Genomic DNA, 15,618 nt, shown 5'->3' on the forward strand with positions numbered 1-15,618 from the left:
AATGGTCAGGCTATCATCGGCGAAGTTTGGTTGAAACTAAGATGCATTGCATCAAATTATTAGGAGATAAACTCAGTGCAAGGAGTTTTGATAGCCAAGTGAATGAGATCCATGCACGTGTAGCAGTCCTTAACAGATTTACGGAATTAGGTCGACCACTTACCCAAGTTACGCCTTAAATTTGGCTCAATTAGGGGCGCTTTGCATTTCAAATCTTTGTGCAACAAAGCCACTTCAAAGTAGAAATGTCTGGTCTGGATTGTTGCCACTCTAATTTGAGTTTAAAAAAGCTAGCAAATCTGCTAGCTTTTTAAGATGATTATTCTATTTTTTAGAATTTAATAAACCAAAGAAGTTCTCTCCATCGTTCTCTAAGTCTTCAAAAAACTTATAAAACGATTGGGCAATAGCCTTATTTTTGACAATAATACCCACAGGCACTGTTGTTAAAATATTTGTGGATGAATCACTAACGTGAATAATCAAAACACAAAAAGAGTCTTTCATAACCAAAAGCTCAAAATTACCGTCAAAAACTACACTACTTTCCTTAAACGTTAGAAAGTGCTTGGCTCCTGCCTCAGCTGTGATTAGTTTTTTATAACTTGCGATTGATTGTTTATCATTTCTGTATGCCACTGGTAAGAAGCATTTAAAGTTTTTGGTAATTGTGGTTGTCGATAAACGATCAATAAAATCACTAAATCTATCTGACTTACCCCAAAATTCATCTGATGGAGCTAACCAATACAGCTGTTTATCATCATTATTCTGGTCTTGATATTGTTTGATTGTTTTGAAAAACAGGTCTGAATTTTCCTTAGAATATATTGGCCCGATAAAGTATTCATTGGATTTGTGTTCTAGCTTAAATAAGCGATCTAAATTAAGCTTATTCTCGCTAAAAATAGATTCAACTGAAAAAGTATCCTCCATATCTAATTCATGGAGTACCTTTAGAATATCCTCAATATTTTGTGGCTTCTTAGCTGATCTAAGAGCAGCGTAAAGAGAATCTTCGATTTTGTTAAGATTTTCCATGTGATTAAAATCACTAATCTCTGTAGGTGTATAATTCTCATCAAGCGTCAATGGTAATGTAAAACGACGAGAATGGTCTCGCAATTTTTCCACTTGGCTCATTTTATACAGTTGCAGCTTCTTTTCATCCACTGATGGATTCAACTTAACTAATCCTTGGCTGAAATAAAATCGAAAATTTTTCTGAAACTCCTTACTAACCAAAGACTCACCATTTGAAAGGTATTGGTTAGAAGCATCTAATTTAATTGAATTTGCCCCATTGTCAGATGCGTTGGGATTAACTGGCTCAGGATTCAAGCCAATCATCTCAAAACTCATCTTTTGAATATTGTCCTCAATCTTATTTACATAAGGAATTGCACAAACATCCGAGAATGCTTTCTCAAGTCGCTGAGTCAGAGCAAATCGATCATCTTCAAGATGTTTTATCTGCATTTGTTTTAATAATTTAGTTAATAGCACATCTGTTTCATGATTAGATAACCCTAAGAACCGCGCTATTTTTTCAGCAGAAAGTGGTGCAATTACCAATAGGCGCAATACCATAGAATCAATAAAATCTAAGGTATCTGTTGTGGTATAGCTAAATGCCACATTGAATAGTTGTGATGGCAATGTAACATCTACGTCATGATAGCTTCTTAGTGAATTTTCCATGAGTTATACCCCTGCCTTTCTATATTTTTTTGATCTATTTTTATTAATGTGCGGATTGTTTTGTACTATTTTGACAATGGCGCGTTTTGAAATATATCGATATTCTAAAGTCTGATTTTCACGGCACTTGATGTAATTTAATACGCGTCCTAAAGGTAAGTTACTGTTGACTCCTTGCCACATTTCTGACGCACCAAAGATTACAAGACGATCCATTGCGCGAGATAAAGCCACGTTCACACGATTTGGTGACTTCAAAAATGCAGGAAACTTAGTTGGATCATTTCGCGTAACTGAGAGAATGATGATCTTATTCTGTTTACCTTGATAACTATCCACCGTATCAATACGCACAATTGATCTCAATGCATCTGACACTTCACACAAAGAGAAGGCTTTTCTTAACCGGTTTTTTTGCTCAGCATAGGTACAAATTACACCAATAGCAGGCTCTTTAAGGGAATCAGGCTCTGGCACTAATTTATTTAACAAGAGTTTGTCTTGGTCAATCCGCTGAAGAAAATCGATAATTTCATTAATTTCATGTGGGTTATAAATACTACTACCTTTCTCCATTTTGAAATGCTCAGCATTCCCAGTATCCACCCAAGTAACTGTTGAATTCAATTCTATTACGATGTCGGATGCATAGTTATCAGGCACAATCCGCTTTAACTTAATTTCTTTCAGCTCTTCATCACTTAAACCACGAGAATCGACAACTTCAGTTTCAAGTTTTCCTTCATAAAAACAGTCTGAAACTAATTCGCCGATGCTCGGACTCATTCGGTACTGTGACAAGAGTTCTGAACTAGCCTTTAGTCCATAATGTGAATTAAAGATACGGCCAAAGTCGCTTTGTAATTTATCTTCCAAATCATCATCTGATATCTTAAGTTGCTTAGCTAAAGCCTTTATATGATCGCTCGAATATAGTGGAGGAAGTTGGTCTTGATCCCCAACTAATAAAATACGTGCACCTGACTGCATTGCAATTGCCAATTCTGAAGCGATTGAACGTGCTGCTTCATCAATAATCACCCAATCAAATACGTGATTGGCGATTCCAATACTTTGTTGGCCAACACCAACGCATGTGCCACAGACTAATTGCCTTGTTTTGACCAGAAAACTTTCATAATTAGCATTTTGGCTTTCAATTAATGGTTCATAATCTAGGGCAATATTGATCAAGGCTTTCGCTTTAAGTCCTTCCTCATTAGATACCCCGTAGTATTGATTAAGTGCTGCGAACGTAATCATGTCGATCTTATTTAACTGGTTTAATACTGTTATCTCTTTATCATTGATACAGTCTTCCAGTTGATCCCAAAAGTCTTGATTTCCGTCAAACATGCTCTTCAGCTTATGCATTGCTGATTTGAAAGCCTGGGTATACTCTTCTAATGAGAAACTAAACTTTTGATCAAGATCATCTTGGTCGATTGACTGATACGCAGATTTAAGACTATTTAAAATAGTGACTCTGATTTCATAAAGATCGCTCAAGTATTCAGCTTCAAGTGATAAATCTTTTGCAAGCTCAAGCACTCTTTCTTTAATATTAGACTTAAACAGCTCTATCTGGCTCGTAATAATTGAGCCTGTATAGACATCTTTTAATTCAGGAGACACAGCACTCTCTTTATTGCTTATTCGAGCAATACTTAATGGTGTGTCATACTCTGTGCATAGCTGACGTATACGCTCAACACTTGTATTTACAGCTTCGTGCGACTGACTAACAATTAAGATGTTAGATACATTTTGTTTATCATAGAGATAGTGAGCCAGTATAGAGATAAATTCAGTTTTGCCGGTTCCTGGTGGTCCCTTTAATAGTGATACAGGTCCATACTTAAGCACATTACGGAACGCTTTACGTTGTAATGGATTGAGGGCTTTAACCAATTCCCCATTTTTGTATTTGTTATAGTGATCTAGATCTTCATCAGGCACTTCAATCTCATAATCTTTTGCTTCAATCACTAATGATGGTTCAAAGTAATCTACGAGATTTTCAATGACAGCCTTATTACTCAGAATATTTGTCAGAGCATCTGCACGTTTCCGATTAGATGACTTATCTGCCTTGCTTTGTAGAAACAGTGTTGCTTCTTCAGGAACTTCATTTGTTTTTTTACAAAAATCGATCCACAATTCTCCGACTTTTGATTGCGCAATATTCACCGTACCTATGCAGAAAGTGTAATCACCTCCCGCCCCAGTTTCTTTAGTGCACATTACATCGACTTTATCGGTCTTTGAAAATTTAGCTGAAACATCTTCTGCAGAGTCATAGTATGCAATAGCACTCTTTGAATCTTTAAAATGTTTGCTCGAAACTATCTTTAACGGCTCAGACAGAGTGATTGTAGGATGTGCATGACGCTCAGTCGCCATGACTTTTTTCCACAACTCTTTCGTTTCAATATCAATTAAGTGGCTATGTGTAGGCAGATGACTCATTGGCTGTGCCATAAGCTCATCAGTAGCTATAACATCGCCTATCTCTTCTTGTAATGCTTTTTGTTCACGCAGAGCCCGTAATGTTTCCTCTTTCTCTTGAGTCCTTTTGAGCTGTGCTTGCTTAAACTGTTCAATAGCATCCTTAAAGTTTTGATCTTTTGCTAAGAAGTCATTTAACTCTACAATGTTGTCACGCTTACTCATCCCAGATATCGGGTGGACTTCAATGCTAACATCAATAGTCAGATCTGCATCCCTACTAGCCTTCCACCACAGGTCTTGTTTTTTGACAAAATCAAGGAAACTTAATTGATTTTCATGGGGCTTATAAAACCCTTTTAACATGCCATTGATTCCGCTAAGTGTAAATCGAAAATCCCCCTCACTTGCTGCCTCAAGTTGGATATAAACTTTGCCGTTTTCGGGATAAATCGTAAAGGGCGTCTCAACCTTACTTGTATAAATACTAATCTGAGGAGCTTCTTTTACAATAGCACCCTTACATTCAAATGCCTCTATAAAGCGAGAATTATCAATATAGCGTACACTTGGATCTTCCATTCCTTCTATGCTCAAGGCTGTATTTAGCCAGGATAAAGTAGGATCCATTGAAGCCACATCATCCACAGCCAAGTCTATATCGTATAGATCTGCGATTAATTTCAATGCAGTAAAGTTGTCACACTGAATGACTGTTGGATCTTCAATATCAGATGGGAAATAAGCATTAGAAGAATCAGGTTGTGGTACTTCAGGATGGAAGCAATCATTAAAACTAACTTTCAAGTTTGTTTTATCTACTAGAATCTTTTCATCATCCAAGTTTCCATGTTGAAAGCCATGCTCATGAAATTTTTTCAGAGAATGCAATAACTGAAGTGAAAGTTCATTTTTTTCATCCTCAGTTAAGCCCTCAATAACCGTTGACCAAGCTTCACCCTTTACCATTTCAGTTACTAGATACACACATGCTGTGCTAGTTGATAAACCAAAATCAATAATCTTAGGAAGGTATGGCAAATTGAGAGCCTGCGTCATTTTAAGTTCTTCAAAGAATCGCTTAAAACAACTCTTTTGATAAGTTGTCATTGCAGATGCAACTTTACCCATCCATGTTTTGACTAACATGTTGCCTGATGCATAGAGTGTAAAATTTTGGTTAGCATCAATAGGCGCGCCAAATATCGGGTAACTGATATAGGTATTTGTCTGATTTAAATATGGATTCAGTACATCTGCATCAAGTTCATAACTAACTTGTTCAGCAGGTTTTTGAGCTAAGAAATCTTGGAATACTGCACATGCATTATCATATTTCCCTGTCAAAGCTCGTGTTAAAATACGCTCTAACCAGTGGTTCTGATCTCGCTCCTCAAGACTAAATTTTTTCAATGAACGTGGGCTCAGTCGAGCATTCTTCCAAATATGAAGGATTAACTGCCCTAACCAATACACATCCTTTTGTGCAGCTGTCAGCGCAAGATTCGGAAGATGAGCTGTTGTATTCAAAAATGGGAGTTCGTTAGCCAGTTCAGGGTCAATTTTCGAGGGCTGTGTTTGATCATTTGCTGCCGAAAAATTGGATAGCAATATCTCCTTTTTATAAGAGATCCACACACTATGATCACCCACATCACCATGAGTAATTCCCATTTGATGTAGGTGATTAAATTTACCAAGCAAAATCTGGAATAAATCCAATTTCTCAGATTCAGACATTTTCTCAGCATAAGCGCCGATGAATTCGTTGACTCGATAGCTGTTCTCAGGCAACTCATACAACTCATTATATTTTGATGTCATGTCATCAAGACTTGGGTTTGTAATCGGGTGCAAACAACTTTGATAAAGATCAGGCTTTTCTGTTTTAATTTTTTGGAAAACCCGGCGCTCATTGCAGATCAAGTTGAATCGATGTTGAGGCTGACTCATTCTTGAGTTACTCAACTTGAATTCATTAAAATCCCAACAACGCATTAAAGATTTTTCACCAACGATGGTCAATGAATGCGCTTTATACTCGCTATAAATCTTTTTAGGATGCGGTAAGATCAAGTCACCTCGTTCATGATTATTAATAATCAAAGAGCGTGGTTGAATTTGGTCAGGCGCAAAAATTTCATCAATAATGGCGTGATATTCTTTTTTAATATCATATATGCGACCATCACGTTCCAGATGCTTGCGGAACATATTATTAAAATTCTTCTGTTGAGCTAATTGTATAAACTCATCTATCGAAAGAATGTGCTCTAAATCTTCTGGAGGCAGGCGCGAATAATCTGCTTTACCACACATGACAACAAAGTGAGAAACACTTTGGTAATGAAATGTAATGCCCTTAGCTTTCTTTTCTGAAACTTTATCCTTTAGTTTATTAACTATAATTTGCATTTTTTTTACATTTTTAGCTACAGGGCATGAATCTTGCTCTTTATTACCTACGTACCATTTTCCTGCAACTTTTGTAATTTCCTTACCGTTCCAGTCCTTGAATTCAATGACCAAAATGTTTGCATGAGTAATAATTAGGAGATCATATTCAAATTTCTCAGAACTACCTTTCGCTACTGCTTTTTTTCCATTTTTATGCATAAATTCAAAACCAGCATATGCTCGCCAGTTTTTAGTTTTTTCGCCACGATCAAAGACCTTTTTAATCTTATCAATTGCTTTGAGTTCGTGCTCGTATATACCTGTCTCTGGATATGTAACTTTCATATTAAAAGATTCTTTATTTAAAATGTCTTGCTTTTGCACATACAACAAATAAGCGTCAAAAATGATGCTAAATTTTTATTAACATAAAGTAATGCTATATGTACGGTGTCTTTTAGAAAAAATACTTAGCGTAAGAATTTAGTTTTTTCAGGTTGATGGTTAGTTTGGCCAAATAAGCCCTCCGAAGGTTTTTTATATTCAGTTTAGGATTGTATTTAAAATAAAGTCTGCCAAATATTTTGGTGTAAAACCTGAGTCTTCTAGCACGATCATCATTTAGATGATCTAACTCAATCATTCGTTTAAGCAAAACGTATTTCACTTAACGGTTCATAATGTGACTTATATTACATTTAATTTTTGAGTATTCAAAATTATTTTATTGAATTATAAGAAAAAAACTTAAGGAATTCCTTAAAATTTGATGACAATGGTCATATCTCTAATCACTAAAAAGACCAAAAATAGATATCTACCCATATCTCTCGGACAAATTAACTCTATTTTATAAAAGTATCAATAAATTCATTAGGTTCATGAACCAAAAATTTATAATTATTTTTTTATTTATATAAGTTATTGAAAATAATAAATAAAATTATTAAAAGTTTTATTAACTAGACTTCAGGTGAACATAAGTTAAAGTTCGAATTAAAATGAATAGGGTAGTCGCAATTTCCAAAAAATGACAGCTCATGTGTCGTTTAGATACTAACAATTTGTTTATTATAACAAATCTTAAGCATGTTAGCTGTCGTCATTCTTTGATACGGTCTACGTACTACCGTACAATCATCAGCTATATTCATGGTGTTACTTTGCATAATTTACATTTTCTGCATTCAAACCAATCAATCCAAAATTACGTGCACGTTCGAGACACATAAGCTGTCATTGACGACACATGTAATGTCACTGGTTGCGTTCGTGCGTCTATTTCCGTTGAACTATGCTATACCTTGAATAGCCAGCTACTCGGTTCACTGAAATACTGACCGACACGTTAGATTTCAGTTTTAAATCAAAATAGCGATCAATCGTCACAATTAGATGTTTTACATAATCAAAAACTACATATGTTAAATCCTTTAAATCATTGTTCTGGTGTGCAACTTCAATAAATTCTGAAAACAACGCTACACCTGTTTCGTTGGCCAGATTCGCTAACTGATTATCCAATCCGGCAATTGCCGTTAATTCTGATGCAATCACCACTTTATGCATTGCTGTTTCCGCTTCAATGCCTTTGTACTCAATCCCCTTGTATATATAGACATCGTTTTCTCGTTTGCCTTGGTTCCAAGGGTTATCCGTACCATCCAGTCTAGGCATGCTGTACGGTCGTTTTAGTTTTGCTGGAGGTGTTTGTTTAGCGGTGACTTCATAAAGGTTAAATACGCAATCTGTGTAGCGTTTAAGGCTATGGTATGTCAAAGCTTGCTGTTTGGCGGTCAACTCCCGTGGTGATACATGATTCACCAAGGTTTTGAACATTTCTAATGATTCTGGTGTGAACGATCCATCTTTTTTTGCATTGTCCATCAGGTCTTTTTTAGCCCATTTATGCTTTAGTTTTTCCGCTTCAGCATCAGATATTTTCTCTCCCCGATACACGTATCCACGCGCTGCGTTTGAATACTCAAAATCTGCTCGTTTTACTGCCTTGTAGACCATTGTTTTTGTCATTTGTTTTGCACCAGTTTTTCCCATAGTTGTGGCGACCGCTTGAGGGCTTAACACGTACCCATTCTTTTTCGCTTCGGTCGTAACACCAAAACTCGTACCCTAAACAACAACGTTTATTCACGACATAGCGGTAGGTGTTGCAGATCGTAAGCATATTCTCAGTGGCGTTAACTTCCCAAGGTTTAAACGCAATAAGCTCTGTTATTGCTTCCCTGTAAAGTCGTGTTGCTTTGGGATTATTGAATAAGATCCGTTCTTTTTTTGAGGTCTTAGTGATTGCATTCATTTCGTCCACGACCTCACTAATGCTTTTAGCCAATCATCCATCAAATCAACTAAAATTGCCCGTTCTCTGCCTGTTGGATATGCGCTTAACTTCATATTCCAACTATTTGCCGACTCTTCTGTGCCGTGCACCAAAAACCCATTTTGTTGATCATTTTCAGCCAGCTTATCCGTCACCCAACATTCAAACAGTCTGGCAAAGATTTCTGTTGGCTGTGACCAATACATTGACCGTGATTGATCTAGGTGCATGGCGTTATTCATAAAGCCCGTACCGCCTTGTCTTTCTTCGTAATCAAGGTATTTGGTTGACTTAAAAGTAAGATAATTAACCAGCTTGATAAACTTATCTGCAGTCTGGCCATCTTTAAGATGTTTGTATGCTGACTCTTGATGATTCTGTACTGAGTAACGCCCTTTACTGGTGTAAAGAAAGTATTCGCTAAAAAAGTTATTATTGAGTCCGTTTCGTTTTGCCAAAACACAATCAAATCCGTGCGCGAACTCATGGGCTAGTGCTCCAACACCTTGCGTCTTGGTCAAATGAATAAGCATATTACCTGGTTCAAAGTGAGCTGCTGCGCTATCAACGCCTGTGCCACGCGAACCGAATGCTATTCCTAGCTTACCGCCTAAAGATGCGAACGTAACGGGTAGACCTAGAAGTTCGACAAGATCCATTAGTGAGTCATACGTGCAATTCAGAAACCATGCACGTTCCTTTTGATTTACCCAATTGCCGAACTCGACTCCAGAAAATTTGAAATAGTCCATAAGCAACTGGCTATCGATGTTTTCACCCTTTCGATGGTCCTTACCCTCGCGCACTTCAACTCTGTCGTAGCGCGGTCTTTTGGGTGGTTTTGCGCGTCCTTTTTTGGGTTCTATGACTCGTTCATCTAAAATTGGCTGAAAAAATGTTTTTACTTTTTCTAGTGCTGCATTGAATGTGTCGTATTCCGTCCAATCATCTAGTGTTTGAAACCGCTTTGCTGAAATGGATTTAACGGCATACCACTTATGTTGACCAGTCTCAGTGTTTAATAATTTTTTGGCACCATAATTATCCGTATCAAGTACACGATCGTCTGGCCATCCTAAAGGGATTAAGTTTTTTAAGCGTAAACGTGTGTCTGAACTAAATGATAGTGGGTGTTTAACTCTGCGATTGGTATGTCGTCCAGCTGAGTAGCGTTCTAAAATATCTTTTTCACTTCGTCCAGCACCAAACTTAACGGTCATGTACGCATTAAAGTCGTCTGTCAGTTGTTCTAAACGTTCGTAGTGTGAGCTTTCATATTTGTTTTTTAAGAAGTGTAGCGTAGCAATGTAGGCATCATCCCATTGCTTTTGACCTATGCTAAACCAACCGCCCCCTAAAGGCTTGTTGGTTAAGTTTGCATAGACCAAAGAAAATAATAGTGCATGTTTTACAGGTTTATGGCCAGATTGGGCATCAGCTCTAAAATCAGGCTTTTGCCAATATTCCTTTTTAGTCACTAGGCTGTCAGACTTAATTCCATTCATGTTGCCTGAGAAGTCTGGTGATGGGTTGTCTTTACGTGCACCAGCAAACTTTTTACCTACATCCGTAATAGGACCATCTTTTTTTTCATTACTATTTATTTCTTCAGTCATAGCTAAACCACATAATTGTTAGTTGCGTATATCGTCCAAGATCTCTGACAGATCAAACAGATTAATATCTTTGAGTTTCGCTTCAGCATTGATGCGCTCAAGTAATTTCATAAAGCCAACAAAAATAATGTGTGGTATTGGTCTATTGTTGATATGCACGGGTGTTGACCAAGTGCGTACACGCGTTTCGCATATTTCAAGCCCTTGTTCTTCAAAAAGCTTGATCAATGTCGGGATGTCTTTGTCTAGTTGAGTAAGGGCTAATAACGACCGAAATACATCATTTAAGCTAATAGAGTGGTGATGATGGTTCGGATTGTGCTGTTTTCTATTGTCGCCCTGTTGTTGATTAAAGTAATGATGGTTTTCGCGGTTTTGAGATGGTCTGTTTAAATATTTCATTTGTTATTAAGCTCCAAAAAGATAGCTGTAAATCAGGTACAAAATAAAAGTTATTGTTAATCCCGACACCAATAGAGAATTGATCGGGTAATTTTCTAAGTTAAAAGGTTTTCTGTGATAGCTCACTCCCCAATCTGAAACAGATCCTCGCTCTACGGCACTGTAAAAGTTAGTTTGTGAGGCGTTTAAACGGTTGTTGTCTACTGATATGAATTCCAGTTTGCACAGCAATTCGTCACTCAGGTAGTTAAAGAAAGTCGTTGGTGCACCATTTGATAGGATGTGTATAAAACCGACCTGTTTTTGGGTATAACCCATTCGCTCATACGCTTTTTGAAATTCGTGCGTTAAAGTCGCACTAAACTTATCCCCCTTATTTTTGGCAATCAGTTCAATTGGTGGCTCAGCTCCAGCCTGAATAAGCTTGGTGAATTTAGGACTACCACAACCCCAATTTTGAGAGATCCAAACACCGCGTTTTGTGTCGTGAATCAAACCATCAACAATGACCACGGCTGCATCACCGATGTCGCCGTTTTCTTTTTCTGTAAATTCGGTGTTATCAACGTCTTTTCTGAATTCTTCAGGCATTGGCCTTAAAACTTCTAAAAGATTGGTACTGTCACTTTGTACATGACCAGTAGCCAAAATCATCGACTCAATTTTTTTTAGGGCATGTTCAGGTACTATCAATACTGAATGTACACGCTGGTCATACGCATCAGATTGAATGTCTTGAGCTTCGGTATTCTTTTCAATAGTGCTTAATTCCATATTATTTCTCTGCCTGGGCTTTCTGGTATTCAACTGCAGTCTTCATTGAATATTCGGTATCATCTTCGTGCTCTGTACCAACCATGCTTTGCTGACCTTGGTATATACCTTTAACAGCATTGACGAATGCGTTATGCGCCGTAGCGTTGTAATACGTTAAGTTTCCAGCACTGGTCGAATCATTGAATGTCAAAGTATTAGGAACATGCCAAACTGCTGAATAAGCCTTGCCATCGATAACAACAATAGGTTCAAACTCGACCGCTTCACGGTGCTTGGTTTCATTCCATGGTGTATAGAAAACAGTATTGTTTTTGAGGTTGTAGACCTTGAATACGATCTGGCCAAGATTCCGTATTTTGGCCTCTTTGTTGTATGCCTCTAAAACCTTGTCTTTTTGGAAGTCTGTAATTTCAAGCTCAGGGTTCTTCGTAATCACCAGTGTTTCATCAGTCGTTTTAATCTCAGATGGAACGTAGATTTTTGAACCTTTAGGGAAACGTCCTGATTTCTCCAATGCGGATCTAAACTTGTTATTTGCATCCAAGAAGTTGCCAAACTCACTACTGAAGTAGCTGTAAAAATTTGATGCACTGGTGAACATGCCAAACTGATTCACCCGAACAATTTGCTCAGATACAGTGGATGCTAAACTTGCATATGGTTTGCCCGACACATCAATTTCGCGCCATTTGTAGTTACGTACACCTACTTCTTTGTCGCATGCATCATTAAACATAGATGTAGAAACAATATCGCCGTCCAAGCGCTTCACATAAGCAACCGGGTAACTGCGGATAGGTGCCATACGAACAGCTTTGTTTGAATTGGTGTAAAAGCCAGATGACGAAATGATATTTTGTTCAGATGATTTAATTTGATAACTTCGTAATGTATTTAGCTGTCGATCAAAGCTATCAATTTCAGATTCATATAAAACATCACCCTCAACAGATGTTGCGATTGAATAAGGGGCATACATCACATCGCCCTGAACTTTATCCATGATCTGCTCAGCTTCAATACGATATAACGGCTGTGAGAACATGCCATTTGATGCCAAAGCTGGTAGATCTCCCCCTACACCAAAATTACACGCTACTTTGTGGTTGGTGGTAGAAAGGCTTGATTGAGGTAATTTGTAGTTAGATGGATTGTAAGTGGTAACACGTTCATCATATTTGCGAACTTGTTCCTCAACTTTCTTTTCAATGGGATCTATTTGTTCTTCTTGAGATGCAGTATCAGTATTTGAAGGCTCTAACTTATCACAACCAAATAGTAAAACTGACAATATCGCTATGGTAAGGGTTTTCTTATTCACTACTTAATGACCTAACTTAAAACTACTAATACCCCACATTATAATTAAAAATAAGTATTAATGAAGTGGTATTTAATAGTTTAAGGACTTTTAAGCGAAAAACCCAATATCATTAATTAGTTTTAACGAACATTCTTTTAATGCAACTTCATAACCGCCGTTAATATTAAATGTAAAAGCAAATGGTAGCATTTTATCAATCGCAAATATCTTCTCTAATAAGTCGTTGTTTTCTGCAGATGGCTTATCCTTTAAGGCATATTGCATGGAAAACTTAGCATTTATACCCGTGCTTTTATATACAGCATTTATTTGTTCTTTAAGGCTTTTTTCCACTTCTTGCACAGTATTGAAAATAAAATTCTGATTAACAGTGAATTTATCAGTTTTCAAAGATCCAAAGGTCCACGCCAGACTCTCCGAAACCACATACCCTAGAACAGTCTGCAATTCTTCATCTTCAAATTTGTGATAATGAACGTATGATTTAGTTTTACCGTTAAAATATAAAATAGAAATGGAGAACAACACCTCTTTGTGAGCATATTTAAAAGGTACTTTAACAAGACTATAAAAGTTTAAGAGCTCAACGTTGGAGGCTTTAGACATATTTTTTAAAAAAATTTTAAAGACATTAAAGTGATTATACTAAAAATATCAAAGAAATGTTAAAGGGTTTTAAAATGGATACAGTTGTTCTAAAAAATAGTTTAATTGCTAGTTTAGTTTTTGTATGTGTGTTCCTGGTGTTCCAAAACATCGACCATAGAGTTTCTGAACGTATACAGCTTGAGTCAACCAGTGCAGCATTCGAGTCGCTTGATAAAGACTTTTCTGCGATCAAAAGAAATGTGGATACTGAATTCAATAAGCTCCCGAAGTACGTGAAGCCAAGCAAAGAGCAATCGATCAATGATGCATTGGAATTCATTAAATTCTCGAAACAGACCTTTACTGACACAATGGCCCAAAATGAAGAACTTTTAGCAGAAGTTAAGGGTTTTGAGAAAAAGGCAAATGATGTTTTAGAAAAATAATAGTTATTTTAAAAAGAAAAATGGGAAGCTATAAGCCTCCCATTCTTTTAATGTCGTAAGAAACATTTAAATTTTGTTCTTAAAAGTATTATAGTAAAACTAATAATTTATGCAAATACTTTTAACAGAAATATCTAAAAGGTCTTTAACACTCAACGAATCCGAATAACTTAGACAGTGTGAATAAATTGTTAAAGTAGTCGAGTGTATATGTAAAACATTGGTATACCCATTAGAGATATGCGAATTATTATATATGTAAAACCTAACATACTTTTTAGTCGTATCTTGCGTAAAACTTACCAGATAATCTTTTGTGTTTTCATTTATGTTATCTTCGTATTGCTCTGTTATGCTCAGGATCTCTTTGCTGTTCAGCCAATAACTGCCTGTTTTATCTTGTTTAATCTGTTCCAAAATCAAATTATTTAATGACTGGTACTCTTTCGTTATTGCTTTGGCATATCGTTTTGATGACTGATGTTCTTTCCAGTCAATTTTTGCTTTCTTAAACAGTTTGAAAGCTGTAACCGCGCACAATATAGCTGAGATGGTACATAATATTATTCTACTACTATCACCTATAATGCCAATCATTCCTAAATGCACATCTTTTGAGAATAAACCGTTCAAAGATAGGTATACGCCAAAGATACAAAAACTTAACGCAAAAACCACAACTAAAATTAAAGTTGCTCTAATTAAAAGCTCATTAAAAGTAATTTTTCTTAAACTTTTGGTATAAAGCTTAATCTTATCTTTTTCAGATTTTAACATTTTAGCCAAGAACTTATGTTCTCTTTTTCCTCTGCTAAAAGGTGGTGTTACAGCATCTTTAAAAGTCATGTATAATCAAAAGTATTTTAACGTTCCATTAAATATACACTACACCTGGGCCTATTTAAAATGAAACATTATAGAATTATCGCTATTTTAATACCTTTAATATTTTCAGGTTGTGCAGCAAGCCACTCAGACAAAGAGCTTGTTGACTCTTATTACAATGACCAACAAAAAACAATAGAAAGCGATGTAGATCAACTCGTTAATTCCTACTCCGCTAAAGTCGTTACTCAGTACTACCCTGAACCATACTTCAATCCAACCAAGCCAATACCGCATTATTACGCTTTAAAGCTTGATGAAATGGGTATCCCTTACCCAAAAGAGCTTGTATACGACAATGCCGACTATAATTTTTATAAAGAGCAGGCTAAGTTTAATGCAAACAATAATGACGTAATTGATACAGATCACCACGATCACTAAAACTTTTTTATCGTAGGTGTTTTGTTGAGGGGCGTTTCTTGCCGAAACCTTTCTTAACCCCTTAGTGTATGAGGGTAAAAGATTCATACTATATTTTAGAAAATACACTTGATGGAGATAAAGACCAAAAAATCAAAGTGTTGAGAGTAAGCCAGTATGATACTTTTTATTACCCTCATACATTATCTTCTGAACTATCTTCACTCCTTTTTTGATTGGCTTCTTTGATAACATTTTCAATAAAACAGATAACTAAATTTAAAGCGATTAAAAATAATACGATATAGCCAATAGTTTTTAGAGTTAGTACAA

At 36.4% G+C, this 15,618-nt stretch carries 11 protein-coding genes and 1 pseudogene; 3 read left to right on the forward strand and 9 right to left on the reverse strand.

Annotated features, from left to right (window positions below; translation table 11 throughout):
* Window positions 1-179 (forward strand): annotated as a pseudogene (locus tag FTV09_RS14395) (IS5/IS1182 family transposase); the annotation flags it as partial.
* Window positions 180-324: 145 nt separating this feature from the next.
* On the opposite strand, the gene FTV09_RS14400 reads toward FTV09_RS14395, so the two are convergent.
* The 8 genes from FTV09_RS14400 to FTV09_RS14435 form a co-directional block, all read right to left on the reverse strand.
* Window positions 325-1,701, reverse strand: coding sequence for a hypothetical protein (locus tag FTV09_RS14400; protein ID WP_005005738.1), 1,377 nt, complete (start codon window positions 1,699-1,701; stop codon window positions 325-327).
* A gap of 3 nt (window positions 1,702-1,704) precedes the next feature.
* On the reverse strand, window positions 1,705-6,930 hold the full coding sequence (locus FTV09_RS14405) for an AAA domain-containing protein (protein ID WP_005005740.1): 5,226 nt from the start codon (window positions 6,928-6,930) through the stop codon (window positions 1,705-1,707).
* An 894-nt stretch (window positions 6,931-7,824) separates the two neighbouring features.
* Window positions 7,825-8,631 carry a hypothetical protein gene (locus FTV09_RS14410; RefSeq protein WP_010591556.1) on the reverse strand — a complete coding sequence of 269 codons (807 nt, stop codon included), beginning with the start codon at window positions 8,629-8,631 and terminating at the stop codon, window positions 7,825-7,827.
* 228 nt (window positions 8,632-8,859) lie between these two features.
* Window positions 8,860-10,500, reverse strand: a complete 1,641-nt coding sequence (locus FTV09_RS14415) for an LPD1 domain-containing protein (protein ID WP_005005743.1) — start codon at window positions 10,498-10,500, stop codon at window positions 8,860-8,862.
* Between the two features lie 18 nt (window positions 10,501-10,518).
* Window positions 10,519-10,902, reverse strand: coding sequence for a hypothetical protein (locus tag FTV09_RS14420; RefSeq protein ID WP_042892771.1), 384 nt, complete (start codon window positions 10,900-10,902; stop codon window positions 10,519-10,521).
* A 6-nt stretch (window positions 10,903-10,908) separates the two neighbouring features.
* The gene (locus FTV09_RS14425; RefSeq protein WP_180058714.1) at window positions 10,909-11,676 is read right to left on the reverse strand and encodes a hypothetical protein; all 768 of its coding nucleotides are present in this window, start codon (window positions 11,674-11,676) and stop codon (window positions 10,909-10,911) included.
* 1 nt (window position 11,677) lies between these two features.
* Window positions 11,678-13,000, reverse strand: a complete 1,323-nt coding sequence (locus tag FTV09_RS14430) for a hypothetical protein (RefSeq protein WP_180058715.1) — start codon at window positions 12,998-13,000, stop codon at window positions 11,678-11,680.
* A 90-nt stretch (window positions 13,001-13,090) separates the two neighbouring features.
* A complete protein-coding gene (locus FTV09_RS14435) occupies window positions 13,091-13,609 on the reverse strand; it encodes a hypothetical protein (protein WP_180058716.1) in 519 nt (172 codons plus the stop codon).
* A 74-nt stretch (window positions 13,610-13,683) separates the two neighbouring features.
* On the opposite strand from FTV09_RS14435, the gene FTV09_RS14440 reads away from it, so the two are divergent.
* A complete protein-coding gene (locus FTV09_RS14440) occupies window positions 13,684-14,037 on the forward strand; it encodes a hypothetical protein (RefSeq protein WP_005005748.1) in 354 nt (117 codons plus the stop codon).
* Window positions 14,038-14,136: 99 nt separating this feature from the next.
* Here the strand turns inward: FTV09_RS14440 and FTV09_RS14445 are convergent, their stop codons facing one another.
* On the reverse strand, window positions 14,137-14,883 hold the full coding sequence (locus FTV09_RS14445) for a hypothetical protein (protein WP_005005749.1): 747 nt from the start codon (window positions 14,881-14,883) through the stop codon (window positions 14,137-14,139).
* A 60-nt stretch (window positions 14,884-14,943) separates the two neighbouring features.
* Between FTV09_RS14445 and FTV09_RS14450 the strand changes: the two genes are divergently transcribed.
* Window positions 14,944-15,306: a hypothetical protein gene (locus FTV09_RS14450; protein WP_005005750.1), complete on the forward strand. Its 363-nt coding sequence runs from the start codon at window positions 14,944-14,946 to the stop codon at window positions 15,304-15,306.
* Window positions 15,307-15,618 lie beyond the last annotated feature (312 nt).

It is taken from the genome of Acinetobacter sp. YH12227, from assembly GCF_013417785.1.
In the GTDB taxonomy this organism is placed as follows: domain Bacteria; phylum Pseudomonadota; class Gammaproteobacteria; order Pseudomonadales; family Moraxellaceae; genus Acinetobacter; species Acinetobacter gandensis.

Coding starts and splice junctions, on each gene's coding strand:
- FTV09_RS14400 (WP_005005738.1), bottom strand. CDS start 1,701: ATGGAAAATTCACTAAGAAGCTATCATGACGTAGATGTTACATTGCCA.
- FTV09_RS14415 (WP_005005743.1), bottom strand. CDS start 10,500: ATGACTGAAGAAATAAATAGTAATGAAAAAAAAGATGGTCCTATTACG.
- FTV09_RS14420 (WP_042892771.1), bottom strand. CDS start 10,902: ATGAAATATTTAAACAGACCATCTCAAAACCGCGAAAACCATCATTAC.
- FTV09_RS14425 (WP_180058714.1), bottom strand. CDS start 11,676: ATGGAATTAAGCACTATTGAAAAGAATACCGAAGCTCAAGACATTCAA.
- FTV09_RS14435 (WP_180058716.1), bottom strand. CDS start 13,609: ATGTCTAAAGCCTCCAACGTTGAGCTCTTAAACTTTTATAGTCTTGTT.
- FTV09_RS14440 (WP_005005748.1), top strand. CDS start 13,684: ATGGATACAGTTGTTCTAAAAAATAGTTTAATTGCTAGTTTAGTTTTT.
- FTV09_RS14445 (WP_005005749.1), bottom strand. CDS start 14,883: ATGACTTTTAAAGATGCTGTAACACCACCTTTTAGCAGAGGAAAAAGA.
- FTV09_RS14450 (WP_005005750.1), top strand. CDS start 14,944: ATGAAACATTATAGAATTATCGCTATTTTAATACCTTTAATATTTTCA.